This is a genomic window from Pseudomonas fluvialis (genome assembly GCF_014207935.1).
GTDB lineage: Bacteria > Pseudomonadota > Gammaproteobacteria > Pseudomonadales > Pseudomonadaceae > Aquipseudomonas > Aquipseudomonas fluvialis_A.
In genome coordinates, this window is sequence record NZ_JACHLL010000001.1 from 1,017,997 (window position 1) to 1,040,469 (window position 22,473).

Annotated in this window: 19 protein-coding genes and 2 pseudogenes; 9 read left to right on the forward strand and 12 right to left on the reverse strand. The window is 65.4% G+C overall.

Annotation, left to right across the window (positions count from 1 at the left end; all coding sequences use genetic code 11):
- Positions 1-24: 24 nt before the first annotated feature.
- Positions 25-1,611, forward strand: coding sequence for an EAL domain-containing protein (locus tag HNP49_RS04740; protein ID WP_184681026.1), 1,587 nt, complete (start codon positions 25-27; stop codon positions 1,609-1,611).
- A gap of 1 nt (position 1,612) precedes the next feature.
- On the opposite strand, the gene HNP49_RS04745 is transcribed toward HNP49_RS04740, so the two are convergent.
- Positions 1,613-2,020, reverse strand: a complete 408-nt coding sequence (locus HNP49_RS04745) for a DUF1330 domain-containing protein (RefSeq protein WP_184681028.1) — start codon at positions 2,018-2,020, stop codon at positions 1,613-1,615.
- A gap of 252 nt (positions 2,021-2,272) precedes the next feature.
- On the opposite strand from HNP49_RS04745, the gene HNP49_RS04750 reads away from it, so the two are divergent.
- From HNP49_RS04750 to HNP49_RS04755, 3 genes and pseudogenes are all read left to right on the forward strand, one after another.
- Positions 2,273-3,499: a nucleoside recognition domain-containing protein gene (locus HNP49_RS04750; protein WP_184681030.1), complete on the forward strand. Its 1,227-nt coding sequence runs from the start codon at positions 2,273-2,275 to the stop codon at positions 3,497-3,499.
- A 111-nt stretch (positions 3,500-3,610) separates the two neighbouring features.
- A pseudogene (locus HNP49_RS18935) lies at positions 3,611-4,135 on the forward strand (MCP four helix bundle domain-containing protein); the annotation flags it as partial.
- Positions 4,118-5,221, forward strand: coding sequence for a methyl-accepting chemotaxis protein (locus HNP49_RS04755; RefSeq protein WP_409372525.1), 1,104 nt, complete (start codon positions 4,118-4,120; stop codon positions 5,219-5,221). The pseudogene HNP49_RS18935 and the gene HNP49_RS04755, both read left to right, overlap by 18 nt.
- A 763-nt stretch (positions 5,222-5,984) precedes the next feature.
- Here HNP49_RS04755 and HNP49_RS04760 read toward each other — a convergent pair.
- The 5 genes and pseudogenes from HNP49_RS04760 to HNP49_RS04775 form a co-directional block, all read right to left on the reverse strand.
- On the reverse strand, positions 5,985-6,992 hold the full coding sequence (locus HNP49_RS04760; RefSeq protein ID WP_311772065.1) for a DUF5924 family protein: 1,008 nt from the start codon (positions 6,990-6,992) through the stop codon (positions 5,985-5,987).
- A gap of 84 nt (positions 6,993-7,076) precedes the next feature.
- A complete protein-coding gene (locus HNP49_RS18940; RefSeq protein WP_409372526.1) occupies positions 7,077-7,949 on the reverse strand; it encodes a methyl-accepting chemotaxis protein in 873 nt (290 codons plus the stop codon).
- A gap of 27 nt (positions 7,950-7,976) precedes the next feature.
- Positions 7,977-8,657 (reverse strand): annotated as a pseudogene (locus HNP49_RS18945) (PAS domain-containing protein); the annotation flags it as partial.
- 16 nt (positions 8,658-8,673) lie between these two features.
- Positions 8,674-10,911 (reverse strand): bifunctional diguanylate cyclase/phosphodiesterase, encoded by a 2,238-nt coding sequence (locus HNP49_RS04770; RefSeq protein ID WP_184681036.1) that lies wholly within the window; start codon positions 10,909-10,911, stop codon positions 8,674-8,676.
- A gap of 131 nt (positions 10,912-11,042) precedes the next feature.
- Complete coding sequence (locus HNP49_RS04775) at positions 11,043-11,390, reverse strand: hypothetical protein (RefSeq protein ID WP_184681203.1); 348 nt, start codon at positions 11,388-11,390, stop codon at positions 11,043-11,045.
- A 181-nt stretch (positions 11,391-11,571) separates the two neighbouring features.
- On the opposite strand from HNP49_RS04775, the gene HNP49_RS04780 reads away from it, so the two are divergent.
- The 5 genes from HNP49_RS04780 to HNP49_RS04800 all read left to right on the forward strand — a co-directional run bounded on the left by HNP49_RS04780 (position 11,572) and on the right by HNP49_RS04800 (position 17,617).
- Positions 11,572-12,516: a bile acid:sodium symporter family protein gene (locus HNP49_RS04780; protein ID WP_260407044.1), complete on the forward strand. Its 945-nt coding sequence runs from the start codon at positions 11,572-11,574 to the stop codon at positions 12,514-12,516.
- On the forward strand, positions 12,504-13,454 hold the full coding sequence (locus HNP49_RS04785) for an NAD-dependent epimerase/dehydratase family protein (RefSeq protein ID WP_184681038.1): 951 nt from the start codon (positions 12,504-12,506) through the stop codon (positions 13,452-13,454). The genes HNP49_RS04780 and HNP49_RS04785 overlap by 13 nt, the downstream gene beginning before the upstream one ends.
- Positions 13,447-15,225: a lyase gene (locus HNP49_RS04790; RefSeq protein ID WP_184681040.1), complete on the forward strand. Its 1,779-nt coding sequence runs from the start codon at positions 13,447-13,449 to the stop codon at positions 15,223-15,225. Before HNP49_RS04785 ends, HNP49_RS04790 begins: the two co-directional genes overlap by 8 nt.
- 49 nt (positions 15,226-15,274) lie before the next feature.
- Positions 15,275-16,465 carry an MFS transporter gene (locus HNP49_RS04795; RefSeq protein ID WP_184681041.1) on the forward strand — a complete coding sequence of 397 codons (1,191 nt, stop codon included), beginning with the start codon at positions 15,275-15,277 and terminating at the stop codon, positions 16,463-16,465.
- 147 nt (positions 16,466-16,612) lie between these two features.
- Positions 16,613-17,617, forward strand: coding sequence for a TerC family protein (locus tag HNP49_RS04800; RefSeq protein WP_184681043.1), 1,005 nt, complete (start codon positions 16,613-16,615; stop codon positions 17,615-17,617).
- A gap of 73 nt (positions 17,618-17,690) precedes the next feature.
- On the opposite strand, the gene HNP49_RS04805 is transcribed toward HNP49_RS04800, so the two are convergent.
- The 6 genes from HNP49_RS04805 to gmk all read right to left on the reverse strand — a co-directional run bounded on the left by HNP49_RS04805 (position 17,691) and on the right by gmk (position 22,466).
- Positions 17,691-18,050 carry a type IV secretion protein Rhs gene (locus HNP49_RS04805; RefSeq protein WP_184681044.1) on the reverse strand — a complete coding sequence of 120 codons (360 nt, stop codon included), beginning with the start codon at positions 18,048-18,050 and terminating at the stop codon, positions 17,691-17,693.
- Between the two features lie 44 nt (positions 18,051-18,094).
- Positions 18,095-18,826 (reverse strand): hypothetical protein, encoded by a 732-nt coding sequence (locus HNP49_RS04810; RefSeq protein ID WP_184681045.1) that lies wholly within the window; start codon positions 18,824-18,826, stop codon positions 18,095-18,097.
- 50 nt (positions 18,827-18,876) lie between these two features.
- A complete protein-coding gene (locus tag HNP49_RS04815; RefSeq protein WP_184681047.1) occupies positions 18,877-19,257 on the reverse strand; it encodes a RidA family protein in 381 nt (126 codons plus the stop codon).
- Between the two features lie 79 nt (positions 19,258-19,336).
- Positions 19,337-21,445: a bifunctional GTP diphosphokinase/guanosine-3',5'-bis pyrophosphate 3'-pyrophosphohydrolase gene (gene spoT / locus HNP49_RS04820; protein WP_184681048.1), complete on the reverse strand. Its 2,109-nt coding sequence runs from the start codon at positions 21,443-21,445 to the stop codon at positions 19,337-19,339.
- A 53-nt stretch (positions 21,446-21,498) separates the two neighbouring features.
- Positions 21,499-21,762 carry a DNA-directed RNA polymerase subunit omega gene (gene rpoZ, locus HNP49_RS04825; protein ID WP_095941310.1) on the reverse strand — a complete coding sequence of 88 codons (264 nt, stop codon included), beginning with the start codon at positions 21,760-21,762 and terminating at the stop codon, positions 21,499-21,501.
- A gap of 89 nt (positions 21,763-21,851) precedes the next feature.
- Positions 21,852-22,466: a guanylate kinase gene (gene gmk / locus HNP49_RS04830; protein WP_184681049.1), complete on the reverse strand. Its 615-nt coding sequence runs from the start codon at positions 22,464-22,466 to the stop codon at positions 21,852-21,854.
- Between the last annotated feature and the right edge of the window lie 7 nt (positions 22,467-22,473).

Below are 22,473 nucleotides of genomic sequence, written 5' to 3' on the forward strand. Positions count from 1 at the left end.
CATGAATCACGCAAGGAGCTTGGCATGAACGATCAGTGGACTCGATTCTGGCGCTGGTGCTATCGACCCTGGCCACTGGGCTTGCTGGTGGCTGTGCTGAGTGGCCTGCTGCTGCTGAGCGGAGCCTGGCACCTGGGTTCCTGGCAGGCTCGGCAGGCCGAGCAGCAGCGTCTTGGCGCGTTGCATGCGGAGGTGGTCCGGCGCACCTCTGGCCTGTTCAGTGGGCTGGCTGGCCACCTGCAGGCGTTGGGTCAGCAGCGGATCGAGCACTGCGACGAAAACGCCCGGCAACAGCTGCGTACACTGCGGCGCGGCATGTTGTATGTCCAGGCGGTAGCGGTACGTATGGCCGATGGGCAATGGTGCCAGAGCCTGCCGCTGCCGGACGAGCAGAGTTTGCAGGCCTATAAGGCCTGGCAGTTTGATTCGGTGCGCCTGTGGTGGAACCCGCAGCAATTGAACGCATCCAGTGAGCCCTCGCTGATGCTGCAGTCGGAGCGTGTACAGGTGGCCAGCAGCCTGCGCTATTTCCAGGATGTGATTGCCTTGCCAGAGGGTTATCAGGCGTTGCTGACCGATGCCCAGGGGCAGCGCATGCTCGATTACAGTGGACTTCGCTCGGCCACCACGGCTGCCGAGCAGGCAGCGGCGCACTCGCCGCAGCCGCTGTCCGTCGCCGGGCAGCATGTTTATCTGCGCGGGCCTGGTGACAAGAACGGTATGCGCCTGTTGCTGGTGGCCGATGACAGCCGTTTGCAGGAGGCTACCCGTTACTACCAGCGCCTGTTCAGTGTGGGTGCGCTGCTGTTCTCCGTCCTGACGGGCTGGCTGGCGGCATTGCTGATCCGCCATGAGCAGTCCCTTGAGAAGGCGCTGAGTCTGGCCTTGCGCCGCGGTGAGCTGGAAGTCGATTACCAGCCGCTGGTGGATTTGCAGACGCGTCGCTGCGTGGGCGCCGAAGCGCTGGTGCGCTGGCGGCGTGCCGATGGTCAGCGTGTGCGTCCCGACCTGTTCATCCCCCAGGCCGAGGACAGCGGGCAGATCTGCGCCATTACCCAGCGGGTAATCGAGCTGGTCGTCGCCGAGGTGGGTGAGTTGTTGCGGACGCACCCGCAGCTGTACGTCTCGGTCAATCTGGCCGCCGCTGATATCGCCGGAGCGGCCTTTGTCGAGCCGGCCCGCCGTCTGCTGCGCGAGGCCGGCGTGGCCCCGGCACAGCTGGTCTGGGAAGTCACCGAGCGCGGCCTGGTGGATGTCGAACTGGCCACCCGCCTGCTGGGGCAGTTGCGTGCCGATGGCCACCGCATCGCCATCGACGATTTCGGCACCGGCTACTCCAGCCTTTCCTACCTGCAACAACTGCCGGTGGATGTGCTGAAGATCGACAAGAGTTTTGTCGATGCGCTGGGCACTGAGGCCGCCAGCAGCCCGGTGGCGCCGCACGTGATCGAGATGGCCCGCGATCTCGGCCTCAAGGTGATTGCCGAAGGGGTCGAGCATGAACGCCAGGCCGTGCTACTGGCTGAGCTGGGGGCGCAGATCGGTCAGGGCTGGCTGTTTGCCAAGCCGCTGGATGCCCAGTCGTTCCGGGCATTTGTCGAGCAGCACTGATTCAGTTGCTCGGCAGGCAGCCCACCAGGCGCGAGTCGGCCAGCGCCGCAGTACGGTGCACGGTGGCCGCCCGGTACTCCGGGTCGGCCAACATGCCGAGAAAGGCGCTCTTGGACGGATAGCGCACCAGCAACAGCTCATCCCACTGCTCTTCCTCAGGCGCAATCAGCATCGCCCTGGCTGGCGCCATCAGCTCGACCCGGCCACCCACGCCCTGCACTTTATTCAGCGCGGTGCGGCTGTAACGTTTGTAGGCCTCTCGGCCGGTGCAGGGACTATGACCACAATCGTCCGGATAGGCTGCCGCGTCGCGATAGCGCAGCAGGTTGAGCATGAGGATGGGGCCTTCATCGGGCATGTCCCGGGTAAAGTTGGCCAGTTGTTCGCGGCTGGGGTTCAAGCTGGACATGGCAAACTCCTAGCAGGATGGGGAATACATCCTGTGCTGTACCCGCTGCTCAGACAAGCCGTATTCAGGGCGTTGATGGGCTGTCCTCGCCAGACCAGACTGCTCGGCAAATCCTGCCGTTTCTGAATCAGATTGCCACCCAGCGGTTGCTTGCCCTCCACAGGGGCACGCCAGTGCGCAGGTAATGGCCATGGCGCTTGAGAATGCGTCGAGTCTCGCTATGATCGCCGCTCGGATTGAGGGAGATGGGTAATGCTCAACGGCTTGTGGCTGGGCTTTTTCGTGGTGGCGGCAATTGCCGGGGTGACCCGCTGGATCGGTGGCGACCCTGGCGTCTGGGCGGCCATGGTGGAAAGCCTGTTCGCCATGGCCAAGCTGTCGGTCGAGGTGATGATCCTGCTGTTCGGCACCCTCACCCTGTGGCTCGGCCTGTTGCGCATCGCCGAGAGGGCCGGTCTGGTCGATGCCCTGGGACGAGCCCTGGCACCGCTGTTTGCCCGCCTGATGCCGGAGGTGCCGCGCGGCCATCCGGCCCTAGGCCTGATCACCCTCAACTTCGCCGCCAATGGCCTGGGCCTGGATAACGCCGCCACCCCCATCGGCCTCAAGGCCATGAAGGCGCTGCAGGAACTCAATCCGCTACCGCACACGGCGAGCAATGCGCAGATCCTGTTTCTGGTGCTCAACGCCTCCTCGCTGACTTTGCTGCCGGTGTCGATCTTCATGTACCGCGCCCAACAGGGGGCGGCCGACCCGACCCTGGTGTTCCTGCCCATCCTGCTTGCCACCAGCGCCTCGACCCTGGTTGGCCTGCTCAGCGTGGCTCTGGTGCAGCGCCTGAAACTGTGGGACCCGGTGGTGCTGGCCTACCTGATTCCCGGAGCCTTGCTGTTGGGCGGCTTTATGGCACTACTGGCCGGGCTCAGTGCTACGGCGCTGGCGTCCCTGTCCTCGCTGCTCGGCAACCTCACGCTGTTCAGCCTGATCCTGCTGTTTCTGCTGCTGGGGTCGCTGAAGAAGGTGCCGGTCTACGAAACCTTCGTCGATGGCGCCAGGGAAGGTTTCGAGGTGGCCAAAAACCTGCTGCCCTACCTGGTGGCGATGCTCTGCGCTGTCGGTGTGCTGCGCAGCTCCGGCGCGCTGGAGGTACTGCTCGACGGCATCCGCTGGTGTGTCGAGGGCCTGGGCTGGGACACCCGCTTTGTCGAGGCGCTGCCCACCGCGCTGGTCAAGCCGTTCTCCGGCAGTGCGGCGCGCGCCATGCTGATCGAAACCATGCAGACCCATGGCGTCGACAGCTTCCCGGCATTGGTGGCCGCCACCGTGCAGGGCAGTACCGAGACCACCTTCTACGTGCTTGCCGTGTACTTCGGCGCGGTGGGTATCCAGCGCGCCCGCCATGCGGTCGGCTGTGCCCTGGCGGCGGAGCTGGCCGGCGTACTGGCGGCCATCGGCGTGTGCTACTGGTTCTTTGGCTGATCGAGGGCAAGTCATATCTGGCCATTGACAGAAGAATTTCCGGCAGCGTCTCAACTTCCGGGCAACACTGACGTTAACCCCATACGTTTGATCGAATTGCTGGAGTTCGCGATGTCCCTTCGTAACCTCACCGTGCGTGCGCGCAACCTGATCGGCTTCGGTCTGCTCGGTCTGATCCTGCTGGTGGTCGGCCTGGCCGCCCTGAAGCAGATCAACAGCCTGCGCGAAAATGCCCTGGAGATCCGCGATGTGTGGATGCAGGGCCTCGACTTCATGGGTCAGATCAAGGCCGACCGGCTGAACATCCGCCTGCAGGAAAGCCTGGCGATGACCATGCCGGACCAGATCGACACCTTCAGCGAGGAGATTCGCACCCTCAAGGCGGATCTCGACAAGTATGACAGCAACTACGAGACCACCATCACCACCGATGCGGACCGTCGCCTGTTCGATACCTACCGCCAGCGCAGCCAGACCTACGAGCGTGCCCTGCAGGACGTGCTGGCCAGCCTGCGCAGCGGCAACCCGGACCTGGGCAGCATCGGTGCCAGCCAGACCAGCTACCGCGAGATGATCATCGCCCTCGACGAGCTGGTCGAACTCAACCGCCAGGGTGCGCTGACGGCGGGTCAGCATGCCGAGGCGAGTGCCGATCAGGCAGAAGTGGTCTTCACCGTGCTGCTGGTGGTGGGCCTGCTGCTGACCCTGTTCACGGCCTGGCTGCTCAGCCGCAGCATCACCCAGCCATTGGAAGAATTGAAGGCTGTGGCCGCGCGCATTGCCGGGGGCGACCTGAGCCAGGCCGTGCGCTGTGAAGGCAGTGACGAAATCACCGATGTGCAGCGCTCCCTGGAGCAGATGCAGGGCAGCCTGCGCGATACCCTGCACGCCATCCAGGGCTCGGCCACCCAGCTGGCATCGGCCGCCGAGGAAATGCACGCGATCACCGAGCAGACCTCGCGCGGCATCCACCAGCAGAACGAGGAAATCCAGATGGCGGCCACCGCCGTCACCGAGATGTCGGCCGCCGTGGACGAGGTGGCGCGCAACGCCAACCACACCTCCGACTCCTCGCGGGATGCCGAGCAGACGGCTCAGGCCGGGCGCAAGCAGGTCGGCGTTACCCGCGACACCATCGTGCAGCTGACCAACAAGCTGGACGGCACCTCGGCCACCATCAGCCGCCTGGCTCAGGAAGCCATCGCCATCGGCCAGGTGCTGGAAGTGATCCGTACCATCGCCGAGCAGACCAACCTTCTGGCGCTTAACGCCGCGATCGAGGCCGCCCGCGCCGGCGACCAGGGTCGTGGCTTTGCCGTGGTGGCGGACGAGGTGCGCGCCCTGGCCCAGCGCACGCAGAGTTCGACCCAGGAGATCGAGCGCATGATCAGCGCCATCCAGAGCGCCAGCCAGGAGTCGGTGGGCGCCATGCAGCAGAGCAGCGAATTTGCCAACCGCAGCCAGGAGCTGGCCAGCGAGGCGGACACTGCTCTGGCGCAGATCGCCGAGCGCATCAGCCAGATCAACGAGATGAACCTGGTGATTGCCAGCGCCGCCGAGGAGCAGGCCCAGGTGGCCCGCGAGGTCGACCGCAATCTGGTGGCCATCCGCGATATCTCCGAACAGAGCGCCGACGGCGCCAGCCAGACCTCCACCGCCAGCGACGAACTGGCGCGTCTGGCCGGGCAGCTGAGCCAGATGGTGTCGCGCTTCCGCCTGTAGCCGGCGGTTTGTTGTAGGCGACATCTGCCGCGTGAGAGAACGCCGCGTTTCCCCTTCGGGATCGCGGCGTTTTTATTGGCCGAGGGTTGGCAGGGCTTCTTTTCGAAGTGGCTGGATCGGCCGGTTTCGCCCTGCTGGGCGAGTTTCTTTTGGCATTGCCCCAAAAGAAACCAAAAGGTCTAGCCCCGTCATCCGACCCTGCGCTGCGCTCCGGGTGCCTTCGTTCCGTCATTGCTCCGAGGGGCCTCGGCGAAGGGCCATCCCTGGCCCATCGCCGCTTGCGCCGCTCCCTGCGGCTTACCCCTCTACACAACGACTGCACTCAGTCGGACGAAAGGGGCGCCTGAGTGCTGCCTGACAGTCCGAATCAGACAGCTCAAAGCCTTGCCTTCGCTGGGAGGGTGCACGCGCGCCAAACGCCCCTTGCCAGAAGGGCGAGCGGAATCGTTGTGTAGAGGGGTGAGCGGCCCGGATGGCCGCGAGAGGCGTAAAGGTCTAGGGATGGGCCTTGTACGCCGACCCTCGGAGCAATGATGGAGCGAGCGAACCCCGGCGCAGCCGGGGCCGTATGGAGGGGCAAGCGGTTTTGCCTTCTTTTGCCGCGACTGGCAAAAGAAGGTCGCCCGGGAGGGCGAAACCGGAGATTTCAGGCCGCGCCAATAGCTGGCTTGAGCATGAAGCTATCAACTGCACTTGCCCAAATGGGCAAGTGCAGTTGATGCCCCGTAAGGGCATGGCATTACCGCTGTGGTGATTTACCTGCCTATTCGGTAACCCTGAATCTCAGCGTGCCAAGCAACTGTCCCGATTCGGTCAGCACCTTGACCTGCCAGCGGCCGACGGCGTCCGTCGGGAAGCGCTGTTTGCGGGTCCAGGCGCGGTAGCCGGCCTCGCGGCCGCCGTTGATGTTGAGGGCGATGCGGTCGACCTCGCGGCCTTCGTGCAGCCAGACGTGGAAGATGCGCTCCTTCAGCCCGCGTGGCGCATTGATCGCGGTGAAGGCGTACAGGCCGGTGCGTCTGAGTTCGACCTGACTGATCTGCTTGAGCTTGCCGGCGGCCTGGCGGCCCTGACGGTCGCTGCTGACCGCCACCTCGGTCAGCCACAGGCTGGCCGGCGGCACTACGGCACGGCCATACCAGCCACCCACGCCCAGGGCCAGGGTCAGGGCCAGCAGGCCGACGCGCTGCCTCCAGCGCTGCTCGCGCAGGACCACCACCAGGCTGGCGAACGACAGCAGCATGGCCACGCCGAGGGCCAGCGGGTAGCTCTGCGCGGTGGACAGGTGGAACAGGATCGGCAGCGCCGTGAGCAGCAGGGCGAACAGGGTCAGGCTGTGGAAAATCAGGTACAGCCAGCGTCGGGGGGCCAGTTGCTGGTTGTACAGCGGATCGATGATGGTGATCAGCGCACAGGCGCCGAGCAGGCCGGTGAACAGCGCCTGGCTGCTGTTCCAGCTGGTGGTGATGAAGGCAAAGGGCAGGACGAAGAACAGGCTTTCCTGGTGGATCATCTGCGTCAGGTAACGCAGCAGGCCGGCCGGCAGGTGCCAGTTGAACCAGCGCTGCAGCTGGCTGCGCAGCAGGTTTTCCAGCATCAACCAGAGCCAGCTGACCAGCATCAGCACGGCCACCACCTTGGCCACGCGGATCTGCCGGTCGACCAGGAAGAAACTGAGCACGCCGGAGCAGAAGCCGAACAGCGCCATGGCCCGTGGATGGCGCTGGATCAGTTCGAGCAGGGCAAACAGCCGTTGTTTCAGAGCGGTCACGACGCAGGGGCCTGGGCAAAAGCGTGCAGGATACTGGCCCCTCCGTGTCCTGAGAACCGCTTTCCCTAAGGTGTTGCGTCAGGCCTACCGGCGGTGCCAGAACTGCTCGGCGAGCAGACGCAGCGACTGGGCCAGACCGGCCACCTGATGGGCGGCGATCTGGCTCTGTTCGGCGGCTACCACGTTGCTGTCGGCGGCCTGGCGAATGCGCGTGATGTTGCGGTTGATCTCTTCGCTGACGGCGCTCTGCTGCTCCACCGCGGCGGCGATCTGCACGCTCATGTCGGTGATCTGGTTGACCCGCGAGCCGATGCCGAGCAGCGCCTGGGCCGCCTCACTGGCCTGCTGCACGCTGTGCCCGGCCTGCTCGCGGCTGCGCTGCATGACCGCCACGGCGGCATGGGCGCCGTCCTGCAGAGAGCTGATCATGCGCTGGATCTCGGCGGTGGACTGCTGGGTGCGGGAGGCCAGGCCGCGTACCTCGTCGGCGACCACGGCAAAGCCGCGCCCCTGTTCGCCGGCGCGCGCCGCTTCGATGGCGGCATTCAGGGCGAGCAGGTTGGTCTGCTCGGCAATGCCGCGGATCACTTCCAGTACGCTGGAAATCTCGCTGCTGTGCTGTTCCAGCTGATGGATGACGCCGGCGGCCTGCTGCACCTCGTCGGCCAGGCGGCTGATGGTGGCGCTGGTCTGGTTGACCAGTTGCTGGCCCTGCACGGTTTCCTGATCGGCACATCCGGCAGCCACGGCGCTGAGCTGGGCGCTGTTGGCGACTTCCTGCACGCTGGCGGCCATCTGGTTGACGGCGGTGGCGACCTGGTCTGTTTCGCCCTGCTGGCGCTGGTTACTGGCCTGACTGACGGCCAGTTGCTCGGCCAGCTCCTCGGTATGCCCGGCCAGTTGCTCGGCGGCATCACCGATGCGGCCGATCACCGCGCCGGCTTCGGCTTCGTTCATGCGCAGGGCAAAGTCGATCTGCCCCAGTTCGTCGCGGCGACCGCAGTACAGGGTCTGGCTCAGCGGGTTGTCGCCGATCGAGCGTGCCCTGGCCGCGAGACGGCGCAGCGGCGTCAGCTGCCAGGCCAGCAGCGCGGCGCTCAGGCCCATCCCGGCGAGGGCCAGGCCGCCGCCGGCCATGGCGCTGACGCCGCCGAGGGCCACGCCCGCGCCGAGCAGCAACGGCCAGGCCAGGCTGCCGGTCAGCAGCAGGCGCGCGTTGTAACTCAGGCGAGCCGGTTGCAGGCAGTCCTGTGCCTGCCCGGCGCGCAGCCGGGCGTAGAGCTGTTCGGCGGCGGCCGTCTGTTCCGGCGTCGCGGCGGTGCGCACCGACTGGTATTCGACCACCTCGCCGTTGCGCCGTACCGGCGTGGCATAGGCGCTGACCCAGTAATGGTCGCCATTCTTGCTGCGGTTCTTCACCAGGCCCATCCAGCTCTTGCCGGCTTTCAGGGTTTGCCACAGGTGGGCAAAGGCGGCCGGCGGCATGTCCGGGTGACGCACGATGTTGTGGTTGACCCCCAGCAGTTCCTCCTCGGTGAAGCCGCTGATGGCGATGAAATCGGCATTCACATAGCTCACCGCACCCTTGAGATTGGTGGTGGAGAGAATGTTGGCGGTGGGGCTGACGGGGATGGCGCGACCGCTGACGGGCAGGTTTATTTTCATTGTTCCAGCTCTTCGTTCAGATGCAGTAGTCAGCCGGCGTCGCGACGCGGCTCTGGTGCAGGTAGGCGGGTTGCTGCCGCAGCAGCGGGTCGAGCTGCCAGGCCGGTTGCGGCTGGCTGAGCAGGTAACCCTGGGCGTAGTCACAGCCTTCGGCGCGGAGGAAGTCCAGGTGGCTGCTCTGCTCCACGCCCTCGGCCACCACGGCCATGTTCAGGCCCTGGCCGAGCTTGATGATGGCGCGGCTGATGGTGGCCAGGTCTTCGTCATGGCTGGTACCGCCGATGAAGCTCCTGTCCACCTTGAGGATGTGCAGGGGGAAGCGCTTGAGGTAGCCGAGCGAGGAGTAGCCGGTGCCGAAGTCATCCAGCGCCAGGCGCACGCCGAGGCTGGCTAGCTCGCGCAGGCAGGCCAGGGTCTGTGCGCTGTCTTCCATCAACTGGCTCTCGGTGATTTCCAGGATCAGGCAGCTGGCCGGCAGCCCGGTTTCGCTGAGGATGCGGGCCACGCGGCGGGCGAAGTCACTGACCTTGAGCTGCTGGCTGGACAGGTTGACCGCGCAGTACAGCCCCGGCTGCACGCGCTGCCAGCACATGCATTGCCAGGCGGCATGGAACAGCGCCCACTCGCCGACCGCGAGGATGTCGCCGGACTCTTCCAGGATCGGGATGAATTCCTCCGGTGATACCCAGCGATCTTCATGCTGCCAGCGCAGCAGGGCCTCGACCCCAACCACGCGGTTGTGGCCTCGTTCCAGGCGGCAGATGGGCTGGAAATGCAGGTTGAACTCGCCGCGCTCCAGCGCCTGGGCCAGGGCGCTTTCCAGCTGCAGGCGCCGCGCCGCGCGCTCCTGCAGCTCGGCGCTGTAGCGGGCGAAGCGCGCCTTGCCGGCATCCTTGGCGCGGTACATGGCGAGGTCCGCGGCGCGCAGCACGTCGTCGCCGATATCCGCTTCGCCGAGGCCGGCAATGCCGATGCTGGCGCTCACGCTGAGCTGACGTTCGTCCAGCTGCAGCGGCAGGTGCAGTTCGTCGAGCATGCGCTGGGCCACGCGTTCGGCGTCCTCCAGCTGGGCCAGGTCATCCAGCAGGACGACGAACTCGTCGCCGCCGAAGCGCGCCAGATGGTCGCCGGGGCGCAGGCATCGCTTGAGCCGCTGGGCCACTTCCACCAGCACCAGGTCGCCGCTGCTGTGGCCGAGGCTGTCGTTGATCAGCTTGAAGCGGTCGAGGTCGATGAACAGCAGCGCCGCGTGCCGGGCGCCTGGCCGCTGGCGGCGCTCCTGGGCCTGACCGAGCAGCTCCTGCAGACGGGTACGGTTGGCCAGGCCGGTCAGTGGGTCATGCCGGGCGGCATGCTGCAGGTTCTGTTCGGCGGCCTTGTGCTGGCTGATGTCGCTCTGCGAGCCGGCCAGGCGCTGGCCACCGCGCTCGTCGCTGCTGAGCACGCCCCGCAGCAGGACCCACAGGTAATGGCCTTCGCGGTGGCGGATGCGGTACTGGTGCTGCAGCGAGGGGCTGCTGCCGCCCAGGTGCTGCTGCACGGCCAGGCGCAGGCCCGGCAGGTCCTCGGGGTGGACGCGGGCGAACCAGCCGGCGCTGCCCTCGCCCAGTTCGTCGCGGGCCAGGCCGAGCATGCTGGCCCAGCGTTCGGACAGGTACAGCTGGTCGCGGTCGATGTGCCAGTCCCAGATGCCGTCGTTGGCGCCGCGCAGGGCCCGGGCATAGCGAGCATCGCTGCTTTCCAGGGCCTGGCGCTGGGTGGCGCTGTAGGCGTCCACGGCCAGGCTCATGTCGAAGAACACTGCCTTGAGCAGGCTGGCAAACAGTTCATGCTGGGGGTGACCGTCGAACAGGCTGGTGAGCATCTGGTCGAGGTACAGACGGTAGGCGCCCAGGTACCACTTCAGTTCCAGGCCGACACGTTCGTGTACCCAGCCCACGCGCAGCCGCTCGCGAACGTAGTCGGCATCGTGCGGGCCACGCCACAGGCGCTGGTAATAGGCCTTCTGGCTGGCCTTTAGGCGTTGCAGTACGCCGGGATGCTGGAGCAGACCGGCCGGCGTGGGGAAGCTGCCGAGATGGTTGTACAGCTGGTCGACGAAATCCTCATGGGCCTGGCCAAGCCGGTCGACGGCCTGCTGCAGGCGTGCACCGTCGGCCGTGCTCCATTGCAGGAACTCCAGACGTGTGAGCACCTCCTGGCGATCCAGACCGATGCTGCGCAACAGCGCTTGAATGTCTTCGGGGCTGCCCATCCTGTTCCTCGTACTTTTCTGCGGGCAATAAAAAAGCGCTAGCGACAGTCCGTGATGATCCAACGGTTGTCGCTAGCGCTCTGTCTTACAGGCCCGTGCGTCCTGCCCGGCAAAGCCGGCTTCCGCCGCCGTCAGAGCGGGGCGGAACCTTGTACGGGCGTTTTACCTGAAGCTGCCGTGTCCGACAAGTTATGCAGCAGCTCTTCGAGGCGTTTGCGCAGCTCGGCCAGGTCGCGGGACTTGAAGGCGTGGCGGGTCTTTTCCAGGGTCGCCACGGTGTCGTGCAGGGCCTGTTGCAGATGGTTCAGGCGCTGCGTGTCGGCTGGCTCGATGGCTCGGCAATGCGCTGCCAGCAGGCAGGCGTCGGGACTGCTGAGAATCTGGCAGTCGATGCCGGCGTCATCGAGCAGGCCGTGCGCGCGACAGGCCTGCGGAGCATCCAGGCAAAGCAGTTGCAGGGGAGGGATGAGACTGGTCATGACGGCTGAGTGGGGGAATGACCAAAGGCTTAATTCTGGTAAGGGTATTACGACTCATGGCAAACCCCAAGCGCGACCCCAGGGCAGGATGTCGCACCCCTGGCGGTAATCGCCACATCCGCTGGCCGTTCTTGCCAGTGCGGCCACGGCGCGACTGGCCTAGGCTCTGCTACATGTCTTCATGTCCCTGGATATTCAGCTGATGAATTACGACGAAAGCCAGCAGATCTGGTTGGGTCTGGTGCTGGCCAGCCTGATGTTTGGTGTGGCGCTGGAGCTGCGCCTGAGCCATTTCTCTTATGTCCTGCGGCGGCCGCTGCCGGTGTTCACCGGCCTGTTGGCGCAGTGTCTGCTGCTGCCCTGGGCGACACTGCTGGCCACGCTGCTGCTCGATCTCAAGCCCGGTATCGAGCTGGGCCTGCTGCTGGTGGCCTGCTGCCCCGGCGGTAACCTGTCCAATGTCATCACTCACCTGGCGCGGGGCAACACGGCCCTGTCGGTGAGTGTCACCAGCGTTTCCAGTCTGCTGGCGATCATCACCCTGCCCTTCAACTTCGCTCTGACCTCCAGCCTTAACCCGGAGACGGCGGCCTTTCTCAGCGGTCAGATGAGCACCCTGCAGGTCGATGCCAGTGGCATCGTGCAGGGGCTGTTGCTGATGCTGGTGGCGCCGCTGCTGGTGGGCATGTTGCTGGGCAACCTGGCGCCGCGCTTTACCGCGCGCATCCTGCCGGGGTTCAAGCGTTTCACCATGATCGCCTTCATCGGCTTCCTGCTGGTGGCGGTGATCGGCAACCGTCACCTGCTGCTCGACAGCCTCGGCCCGCTGCTGCTGATCGTGGTGCTGCACAACGCCAGCGCTCTGCTGATGGGCTGGGGCACGGCGCGGGCCTTCGGGCTGGTGGATTTCGACCGCCGCGCGCTGACCATCGAGGTCGGCATGCAGAACTCCGGACTGGCGCTGGGGCTGATCTTCACCCAGTTCGGCGCCCAGCCGGACATGGCACTGATCGCCGCCCTGTGGGGCACCTGGCATATCGTCTCCGGTCTGCTGCTGGTCGCCCTGTGGCGCCGTAATCCGCCCCACCTGAGTACCGCCAAGGAGGAACAGCCATGCGCGTCCTGATTACCGGCGCCGCCGGTTTCATCGGCCAGCAGGTCCTCAATGACCTGGCCGTGCAGCAACCCAACTGGCAGCTGTTTGCCGCCGACATTCGCGAGATTGCGGCGCGTGACAACATTCACCCGCTGCATCTGGACATCAGCAACCGCAACGAAGTGCACAAGGTGGTCGCCCAGTGCCGGCCGGACGCCATCGTCCACCTGGCCTCGGTCGTCAGCCCGCCACCGGGCATGAGCGAGGAAACCCTGCACGCCATTGATGTGGGCGGTACCCTGGCGATTGTCGAGGCGGCCGTGGCCAACGGCGTTGGACAGTTGATTGTCACCAGTTCCGGCGCGGCCTACGGCTACTACCCGGAGAACGCCGAGTGGATCGACGAGCACGACCCGCTGCGTGGTCACGCCCGCTTTGCCTATGCCAAGCACAAGCGCGAGGTCGAGGAGCTGCTGGTACGCGTGCGGGTCAATCACCCCGAGCTGCGCCAGCTGATCCTGCGCCCGGGCACCATCCTCGGCAGAAGGGTCAACAACCAGATCACCGACATGTTCAAGAAACGCGCGGTGCTGGGCATTCAGGGCAGTGACAGCCGCTTCGTATTTATCTGGGACCAGGACGTGGTGAGCATCATCCGCAAGGGCCTGGAGAAGGGCGCCAGCGGCATCTACAACCTGGCCGGCGACGGCGCCCTGAGCCTGCGCGAGATCGCCGAGATCCTGCGCAAGCCCTACCGGCCGCTGCCTGCCGGGCTGGTGCAGGGTGTGCTGCGCGTGCTCAAGCCACTGCGCCTGTCGCAGTACGGCCCGGAACAGGTCGACTTCCTGCGCTACCGCCCGGTGCTGGCCAACCGCCGGCTCAAGGAAGAATTCGGTTACACCCCGCGCTACACCAGCCGCGAAGCCTTCATCGCCTTTCTCGATGCCCAGGGAGTTCCGCATGCGTAATGCCGTTGTTGCCCTCGCCCTCACTGCCGCGGCCCTGCCTGCGCAGGCCCTGCAGGTAAGTATCCGGGATGCCGCGGGTGCGCCTCTGCCGCTGGCCATGGTCACGCTGAAGGCCGAGCGCCCGCTGCGCGCCGCCGGTGACGACAACGGCTATCCGCGTGAGCGCACCGAGCAACGCATCAGCCCGGAAATCACCGCTTTCGCCGGCCCGGATGGCCGCGTGCAGATTGACTACCCGGAAGCCGTTCCGCTGAATCTGCGCGTGCGTGTGCCGGGCTATCAGGACCTGGCCCAGACCGGCGTCAGCGCCGATGCCACTCTGGAACTGCGTCTAACCGCCGAGACCGATCCGGCCGCGCTGGCCGCTCAGCAGCCGGCCAACGCCTGGTTCGCCGCGCTGGATTTCGGCGGTGATGCCGAGCTGAAGAAAACCGCCATGGAGCAGTGCAGCTTCTGCCACCAGCAGGGCAGCTTCTTTATGCGCCGGGAACGATCGGAAGAAGAGTGGCAGCAGGTGATGGAGCGCATGATCGGCTATGGCGCGCGCCCCTCCAGCGAGCACCAGCCCAAGCTGATCGAGGTGTTCCAGAAGGGTTACACCGACCTGCGCCAGCACCCGGAAAAAGTCCTGCGCGCCAAACCCTGGGAAACCCATCTGGCCGGCGCACAGGTGCGCGAGTGGCCGATCGGCGACCCCTTCTCGCAGATGCACGACCTGCTGCTGCACAGCAACGGCAAGGTCTATGTGGGCGACAACCTGCAGGACCGCCTGTGGGAAATCGATCCGAAAACCGGCCAGACCCTGGTCTACAAGACCCCGGTGGACGAGGGTGACGAAATCGGCGGGCTGTTCAGCGGCCGCCTGAAGACCTACCCCAAGCTGGAGACCACCGCCGGCATCCACTCCTTCGCCGAGTCGCCGAAGGATGGTCACATCTTCATCACCCCATCGCTGCAGCAGCGCCTGTTCGAGTTCGATCCGGTGAGCAAGGTTTTCACCACCCACTATTTCGACGACGGTCTGTACCCGCACACCGTACGCATCGATGCCCAGGACAACGTCTGGTTCACCCTGGCGCTGTCCAACCAGGTGGGCCGTTTCGACCGCCAGACCAAGAGCTTCCGCACCTACGGTCTGCCGGCGCGCAGCACCAAGGAAGAAGTGGGCCTGGCGCTCAATGGTGTGGTGCGCAAGCTGATGAACTGGGGCATGCCGATGCACTGGTTGCCGGTGGACAAGCGCGTGACCGGTATGCCGCTGCCCTATGGCATCGACGTGGCACCGGATGGCCGGGTGTGGTTTGCCCGCCTGCATGCCGACTCCATCGGCGTGATCGACCCCAAGACCGACAGCGTGCAGGTGATCGACACGCCGTTCCAGGGCCCGCGCCGCCTGCGCGCCGACGCCGTGGGCGATATCTGGATCGCCGCCTTCCCCGAGGCCAAGATCGTCCGCTACCACCCGGCCGACGGCAGCTTCAGCGACTACCCGCTGCCCACCGCGCTGAACGGTGCCGAGACCCCCTACTCGCTCAATGTCGACCGTGCCCGCCAGCAGGTCTGGGTCACCGGCACCGCCTCGGACAGCCTGATGCGCCTGGATATCGCCAGCGGCCAGTGGCGCACCTTCCCCATGTCGCGCAAGGTGACCTTCACCCGCGACATCGAGATTGCCGCCGACGGCAGCGTGTTCACCAGCAACGGCGCCTTCCCCAGCTGGCAGATCGAGGACGGCCAGCCGACTCTGATCGAGCTCAAGCCGGGCCAGTGATGCCTTCGCGGCGGCCTGCTACGGGCCGCCGCTTTCCGGAGTACCTGTCTTGTCCGCATCCCCCTACAGCCGCTGGGATTTGATTCGTTTCTTCGTGGCCTGTCTGGCCGGTTTTCTCGCCGGTCACCTGACCAATTACACAGTGATCCTTTACGCCCAGGATGTCTGGGGCCGCGATGCGCTGGCCGGCGCCGGCTTTGCCCTGTGCTTCGGCGTGCCGCTGCTGCTCGGCTGGCCGGCCGGCGCCTGGTGCGACCAGCATTCGCCGCAGCGAATCGCGCAGATCGCCCATGGCGCCTTTCTCGCCGCCCTGCTCTGGCTGGCGGCGGCCAGCCGCAGCGAGCACTGGGGGGTGACCTTCTACCTGCTCGGCGCCACCTGCGCCGGCATCGGCTGGGCGCTGCTCGCTCCGGCGCGCATGGCCCTGCTCGGTCGTTTGGCCGGTGAGCGCCAGGCCAAGCTGGCGGTGCTGTTCAATGCCCTGGTAATGCTCGGTTTCGGCCTGGCGCCGTTGCTGCTGGCACTGGCCCGCACCCAGGGCGGCTGGCCGGCGGTGCAGGCCAGCGGCCTGGCGCTGTTCATGCTCGCCAGCGTGCTGTTGCTGGGGCTCAAGGTGCCGGCGCTGGGTGGCGAGGGCCATGTGCTGGAGCGCATCCGCCAGGGCTTCGCCTATGCCCTGGGCACGCCGCTGCTGGCCCAGGCGTTGCTCACGGCGGTGCTGATTTATCTGGCCATGGGGCCGATTCAGGTGATGCTGCCGCGCTTTGCCCAGCAGACGTTGATGCTCTCCGAGATGGGCCGTGGCCTGTTCCTCGGTGCCCTGGCGCTGGCGCTGCTGCTCGGCGGCGCGCTGGCCCTGCCGCTGGCGCGGCGCTTCGGCCAGGGCCGCAGTCTGCTCGTGGCCGCCGTGCTCAGCGGCGTGGCCCTGAGCCTGCTCGGCCTGCAGGAGAGTCTGCTGGGTGCCCTGCTCTGTCTCGGCGCCAACGGCATGGGCGCGGGGCTGGCGGTCAGCCTGATCGTCGCGCTGCTGCAGCACGAAAGCGAGCCGGCCCTGCGTGGCCGTCTGCTGAGCCTGTATACCGTGACCAGTCAGGTGATTCCGGCCGCCGGCGGACTCGGCGCCGGGCTGCTGCTGGAACTGCTGCCAGCCAGCACCGGCCTGCTGCTGTGTGGCGTCAGCCTGACGCTGCTATTCAGTTTGGCGGCCTGGCGGCTGGTTGGTCTGCGCGCCTATGCCTGAGGCGAGCAATACTTTGCAAAACCTGTTTGCTTGAGCGTTTTGCTCAGTATTAATAAGGTGTCGCTTGTGACACCGGGCCCCTCTGGCGGTTAACACCGCGATGTCGGAGTCACAGTCTGTACAACTTCGACTGTAAGGAGGGGCTCCATGACTGCCCTAGAAACGTTTCTCTTCGCCGACTTCCTCGGCACTGCCACCTGGTTGTGGCTGGTCTTCCTCGGGGTAGTGATTACCCTGCTGGCCTTCGATCTGGGTGTCCTTCACCGCGACAACCATGAGATCGGCATCAAGGAAAGCCTGCTGCTTTCGGCGGGTTATATCTCAGCGGGTCTGTTGTTCGCCGTCTGGGTGTTCTACCAGAAGGGCGGTGACGCCAGCATGGATTACCTCACCGGTTTCCTGATCGAAAAATCGTTGTCCATGGACAACGTCTTCGTCATGGCGCTGATCTTCAGCTTCCTGGCCATCCCTCGGCAGTACCAGCACAAGGTGCTGTTCTGGGGAATCATGGGTGTGATCGTGTTGCGCGCCCTGATGATCGGCCTGGGTGCCGCGCTGATCCACGAGTTCAGCTGGATTCTCTACGTGTTCGGTGCCTTCCTGGTGCTGACCGGTGTGAAGATGCTGTTCTCCAAGGTGGACGATCATCCGGATCTGGAGAACAACTGGCTGGTGAAATGGCTGCGAGGCCACCTGCGGGTGACCGATCGCCTGCATGAGCAGCGCTTCTTCGTGCGTCAGCCGGATGCCTCGGGCAAGACCGTGCTGTGGATAACCCCGCTGTTCCTGGCGTTGATCCTGATCGAGTGCGCCGACCTGGTCTTCGCGGTCGACAGCGTGCCGGCGATCTTCGCCATCACCCAGGACCCGTTCATTGTCTACACCTCGAACATCTTTGCGATCCTGGGCCTGCGCGCGCTGTATTTTGCCCTGGCCGCGCTGATCCACCGCTTCGCCTACCTGAAGTACGCCCTGGCGCTGATTCTGGTGTTCGTCGGCTCGAAGATCTTCCTGGTGGGCATCATCGGCAAGATCCCGGCTGTGGTGTCGCTGAGCGTGACGATCGGCCTGCTGATTGGTGGCGTACTGCTGTCGCTGCACAAGACCCGGGGTGAGGCCGAGGCCATCAGCCACGACAAACCTGCCGCTTAACGCGGTGCGAAGGTAAAACAAGGGCCGCGATTGCGGCCCTTGTTCGTTATAGGGTGAAGCGTCCGTTGCTGGCTCAGTCGTCGCTGCGCCCGGTGTAGCGGCCACTGTCGTCGTAGTGGCGGCCATCAACGTCTTCCCGGCCGAGGTAGCGCCCGCTGCTGTCATAGCGCCGGCCATCGTCGTCCGCGCGCCCGGTGTAGCGACCGCTGGCATCGTACTGGCGGCCGTCCTGGTCTTCGCGGCCCACATAGCGTCCGCTGTCGTCATAGCGACGGCCGTCGTCGTCCTCGCGCCCGACATAACGCCCGCTGCTGTCGTAGGAGCGCCCGTCATCATCGGTGCGGCCCAGGTAGCGCCCGCTGTCATCGTAATGGCGTTGCTCGGCGTGGACAGCGAAGCCGAGCAGCAGGCAGCACAGTAGGGACAGGCGCATGAAGGGGTTCTCGCGGCAGTGATGGTCGGTTCGACCGCCTGGCCTCAATCGCGTTCCAGCAGCCAGCGTCGGGCACCGGGACGGTAGTTGGGCTTCTCGTCGGGCGCGGCGAAGTTGATCGCCTCGAACAGACTGAGCTGATCGCCATCCAGACTGAACAGCCACTCGCGGCCCTGCTCGCCCAGTTGCAGCCACAGGCTGTCGTGTTCGCCGGCCATGTCGGCGCAGTCGCCTGCAAGGCACAGGGCATAGCGCTCGCTGCCGGGTAGGCCCTCGACCTGACCGTCGGGGTGGAAGTGCACCAGGCCACCCTGCCCTGGCCCTTCGATGATCTGCCACTGGCCACCGAGGAGCGCGGCATACAGGCTCTGTTCGAAGCTGCTGCCCAGTGGGGCGGCAGGCTCGACCTTGATGGTCGGGCGCGCAAACATCTGTTTGGGGAAGAAGTCGCTGGCGCCCTGCTCCAGTTGCTCGCCGCGCTGGTACAGGTACTGGTGCTGTTCTTCGCTCAGGTCGAAACGCCAGATACCGTCCTGGGCCTGGCGCAGTGCGCCTTCTCCGATCTCGAAGCCGTTGCCGAAGCGCGCCCGGTTGAGCGGGCTGTCCAGCTGCCATTCCAGGTTGGGGCCGTAGGCGAGGATGGCTTCGCGCAGCTTTCCGCTTTGCTTTGCCGCGTTGATGGCGTCCTGGTTGATCCAGATGCCGTCGGGCGAGCGGGACTGGCTGCAGCCGCCGAGGAGCAGGCCGAGGGCGAGCAGGCTGAGGGCTATGCGCATGATCGGCACCTCGTAAACGCAGCGGGCGCCCTGGGGCGCCCGCGCAAGCATCAGGACAGAACCAGGATGCCGTCCATTTCGACCATGGCGCCACGCGGCAGCGCGGCGACGCCGATGGCGGCGCGGGCTGGGTACGGCTGCTGGAAGTAACGGCCCATGACTTCGTTGACCTTGGCGAAGTGGCTGAGGTCGGTGAGGAAGATGTTGAGCTTGACCACGTCCTGGAAGCTGCCGCCGGCGGCTTCGATCACGGCCTTGAGGTTTTCGAAGACCTGTACGGTCTGTTCCTCGAAACCTTCCACCAGTTCCATGGTCTTGGGGTCCAGCGGAATCTGCCCGGACAGGTAGACGGTGTTGCCCGCCTTGATCGCCTGGGAGTAGGTGCCAATGGCGGCTGGGGCGTTTGGCGAGGTGATGACGGTCTTGCTCATGCAATGCTCCTTCTAGGGCTGCGTGGACGCAGCGGAATCAAATCAGTGTAGGGCCGGCTCAAGGTTTGGCGAGCGGCTGTCAGGCGCGCACGCGGGTGATGTGGATCACGCCCTTGAGTGTGCGCAACTTCTTGATGACGCGCGCCAGGTGCGCGCGGTCATGCACGCTGACCAGCAATTGCACGACGCTGATGCGGCCGTCGCGCTCATCCATGCCGATCTTTTCGATGTTGCCGTCGGCGGCGGCCACGCTGCCGGCCAGGGTGGCGATCAGGCCGCGCTGGTGTTCCAGTTCGACGCGCAGTTCGACATTGAACTCGCCGGTGACATCCTTGGCCCAGGACAGGGCGATGCACTTTTCCGGGTTGTGGCGGATGTCGCTGATGTTCTTGCAGCTTTCCAGGTGCACCACCATGCCTTTGCCCGCCGACAGATGGCCGACGATGGGGTCGCCGGGGATCGGCGTGCAGCACTTGGCGTAGTTCAGCACCAGTCCTTCGGTTCCACGGATGGCCAGCGGACCGTCGCTTTGCGCACGACTCTCGCCGCCCTCGCTGTGCAGGCGGCGGGCCACGACGAAGGCCATGCGGTTGCCCAGACCGATCTCTTCGAGCAGGTCTTCGCGCAGCTCCAGCTGGTACTCGGTGAGGATCTGCTGGATGCGCTCTTCGGAAATCTTGTCCAGATGGCTGTCGAAGCCGGCCAGCACCTTGTTCAGCATGCGCTCGCCGAGGCTGATCGATTCCGAGCGGCGCTGCAGCTTGAGGGCATGGCGGATGTGCGTGCGGGCCTTGCCGGTGACCACGAAGTTGAGCCAGGCCGGATTGGGCCGGGCGCCCGGCGCGCTGACGATTTCCACGGTGGAGCCGCTCTGCAGCGGTTCGGACAGCGGCGCCAGGCGGCGGTTGATGCGGCAGGCGATGCAGCTGTTGCCGACATCGGTGTGCACGGCGTAGGCGAAATCGACCGCAGTGGAGCCTTTGGGCAACTCCATGATGCGGCCCTTGGGCGTGAACACGTAGACCTCGTCCGGGAACAGGTCGATCTTCACGCTTTCAATGAATTCCAGCGAGTTGCCGGCGCGCTGCTGCAGTTCGAGGATGCCCTTGACCCACTGGCGCGCGCGGGCGTGGCTGCCCTTGGGCTGGTCGTCTTCGGCCGACTTGTACAGCCAGTGCGCGGCGATGCCGTGGTTGGCCAGCTCTTCCATCTCGCGGGTGCGGATCTGGATCTCGATGGGCACCCCATGCATGCCGAACAGCGTGGTGTGCAGCGACTGGTAGCCGTTGGCCTTTGGAATCGCGATGTAGTCCTTGAAGCGGCCGGGCAGCGGCTTGTACAGATTGTGCACGGCGCCCAGCACGCGGTAGCAGGTGTCGACCTTGTCGACCACGATGCGGAAGGCGTAGACGTCCATGATCTCGTTGAACGCCCGGCGCTTGCCGCGCATCTTCTGGTAGATGCTGTACAGGTGCTTCTCGCGACCGCTGATTTCGCCGTGCATGCCTTCACGTTCGAGGCAGTTGACCAGCGATTCCTGCAACTTGTTCAGGATTTCCTTGCGGTTGCCGCGCGCCTTGCGCACTGCGCCACGGATGCGTTCGGAGCGCATCGGGTGCATGGCCTTGAAGCCAAGGTCCTCGAATTCCACGTACATGCTGTGCATGCCCAGCCGGTTGGCGATGGGGGCGTAGATTTCCAGGGTTTCCTTGGCGATGCGCCGGCGCTTCTCGCCGGCCAGCACTTCCAGGGTGCGCATGTTGTGCAGGCGGTCGGCCAGCTTGACCAGGATCACGCGGATATCGCGGGCCATGGCCATGGCCATCTTCTGGAAGTTCTCGGCTTGCGCTTCGGCCTTGGTCTGGAAGTCCATCTGGGTCAGCTTGCTGACGCCGTCGACCAGTTCGGCGACGGTTTCACCGAACTGCCCGGCGAGGGCTTCCTTGGGAATACCGGTGTCCTCGATGACGTCGTGAAGCATCGCGGCCATCAGGCTCTGATGGTCCATGTGCATGTCGGCGAGGATGCTGGCCACGGCCAGCGGGTGGGTCACGTAGGGCTCACCGCTGCGGCGGCGTTGCCCGTCGTGCGCCTGTTCGGCGTAGTAGAACGCCCGGCGGACCAGGTTGACCTGGTCCGGGCCGAGGTAGGTCGAAAGTCGTTCGGCGAGGCTGTCTATGCTCGGCATGGGAGGCCTCCCTGCTCGTCGCGTGACAGCGCCAGACTTCGGCCCGTCATCGCTTACAGGTCCTCGGCGGACCCTTCCTCGAAGGCAGCGAACAGCGGCTCTTCTTCAACCAGCTCTTCTTCGGCGATGACGTCGTAGTTCACCAGGCCGCTGGCGATTTCACGCAGGGCCACCACGGTCGGCTTGTCGTTTTCCCAGGCTACTTTCGGCTCTTTGCCGCCGGTGGCCAGTTGACGGGCGCGCTTGGTGGCCAGCATGACCAGCTCGAAGCGGTTATCGACGTTGTCCAGGCAATCTTCAACGGTGACGCGGGCCATGGTGTTCCTCTAACTCTTGACGGTGTGCCCGGGCGGGCAAGCGGACTGGATAGTCTAAAAAATCACCAGCCCTAAGGGAAGCATTGTTTTCAGGCGAGCAGCTCGCTGAGCAGCCCGCCATGGCGCATTTGCTGGGGCGCCTGCAGCAACTGGTTGGCGCGGAAGATCGCCTTGAGGTCTTCCAGCGCATGGCCGAAGTCGTCGTTGATCACCAGATAATCGAATTCGACGTAGTGGCTCATCTCGCTGACCGCATCGCGCATGCGTCGCTCGATGATCTCGCCGCTGTCCTGGCCACGGTTGGTCAGGCGGTGACGCAAGGCTTCCTGAGTCGGCGGCAGGATGAAGATCGACTTGGCCTGCGGCAGCAGGCGGCGTACCTGCTGGGCGCCCTGCCAGTCGATCTCGAGGATCAGGTCGTAACCTTCGGCCAGGGTCTGCTCCACCCAGTGCTGCGAGGTGCCGTAGAAGTTGTCGAACACCTGGGCATGTTCGAGAAATGCGTCCTGTTCGAGCATGGCAGTGAACTGCTCGCGGGAGACGAAGTGGTAGTTGACCCCGTCGACCTCGCCCGGGCGCATGGCGCGGGTGGTGTGCGAGACGGAGACGCGCACCCGCGGCTCGGCTTCCAGCAGAGCCTTGACCAGGCTGGTCTTGCCGGCGCCGGAGGGGGCGGAAACGATGTAGAGATTACCGATGCTCATGGCTGTT

Excerpts from the sequence above, each read along its gene's own strand:
- HNP49_RS04815 (WP_184681047.1), bottom strand. The coding sequence starts at position 19,257 with ATGAGCAAGACCGTCATCACCTCGCCAAACGCCCCAGCCGCCATTGGC.
- rpoZ (WP_095941310.1), bottom strand. The coding sequence starts at position 21,762 with ATGGCCCGCGTCACCGTTGAAGATTGCCTGGACAACGTCGATAACCGC.
- HNP49_RS04785 (WP_184681038.1), top strand. The coding sequence starts at position 12,504 with ATGCGCGTCCTGATTACCGGCGCCGCCGGTTTCATCGGCCAGCAGGTC.
- HNP49_RS18940 (WP_409372526.1), bottom strand. The coding sequence starts at position 7,949 with ATGAACGAAGCCGAAGCCGGCGCGGTGATCGGCCGCATCGGTGATGCC.
- HNP49_RS04775 (WP_184681203.1), bottom strand. The coding sequence starts at position 11,390 with ATGACCAGTCTCATCCCTCCCCTGCAACTGCTTTGCCTGGATGCTCCG.
- HNP49_RS04780 (WP_260407044.1), top strand. The coding sequence starts at position 11,572 with ATGTCCCTGGATATTCAGCTGATGAATTACGACGAAAGCCAGCAGATC.
- HNP49_RS04750 (WP_184681030.1), top strand. The coding sequence starts at position 2,273 with ATGCTCAACGGCTTGTGGCTGGGCTTTTTCGTGGTGGCGGCAATTGCC.
- HNP49_RS04800 (WP_184681043.1), top strand. The coding sequence starts at position 16,613 with ATGACTGCCCTAGAAACGTTTCTCTTCGCCGACTTCCTCGGCACTGCC.
- HNP49_RS04810 (WP_184681045.1), bottom strand. The coding sequence starts at position 18,826 with ATGCGCATAGCCCTCAGCCTGCTCGCCCTCGGCCTGCTCCTCGGCGGC.
- HNP49_RS04770 (WP_184681036.1), bottom strand. The coding sequence starts at position 10,911 with ATGGGCAGCCCCGAAGACATTCAAGCGCTGTTGCGCAGCATCGGTCTG.
- HNP49_RS04740 (WP_184681026.1), top strand. The coding sequence starts at position 25 with ATGAACGATCAGTGGACTCGATTCTGGCGCTGGTGCTATCGACCCTGG.
- HNP49_RS04805 (WP_184681044.1), bottom strand. The coding sequence starts at position 18,050 with ATGCGCCTGTCCCTACTGTGCTGCCTGCTGCTCGGCTTCGCTGTCCAC.
- HNP49_RS04790 (WP_184681040.1), top strand. The coding sequence starts at position 13,447 with ATGCGTAATGCCGTTGTTGCCCTCGCCCTCACTGCCGCGGCCCTGCCT.
- gmk (WP_184681049.1), bottom strand. The coding sequence starts at position 22,466 with ATGAGCATCGGTAATCTCTACATCGTTTCCGCCCCCTCCGGCGCCGGC.
- HNP49_RS04745 (WP_184681028.1), bottom strand. The coding sequence starts at position 2,020 with ATGTCCAGCTTGAACCCCAGCCGCGAACAACTGGCCAACTTTACCCGG.
- spoT (WP_184681048.1), bottom strand. The coding sequence starts at position 21,445 with ATGCCGAGCATAGACAGCCTCGCCGAACGACTTTCGACCTACCTCGGC.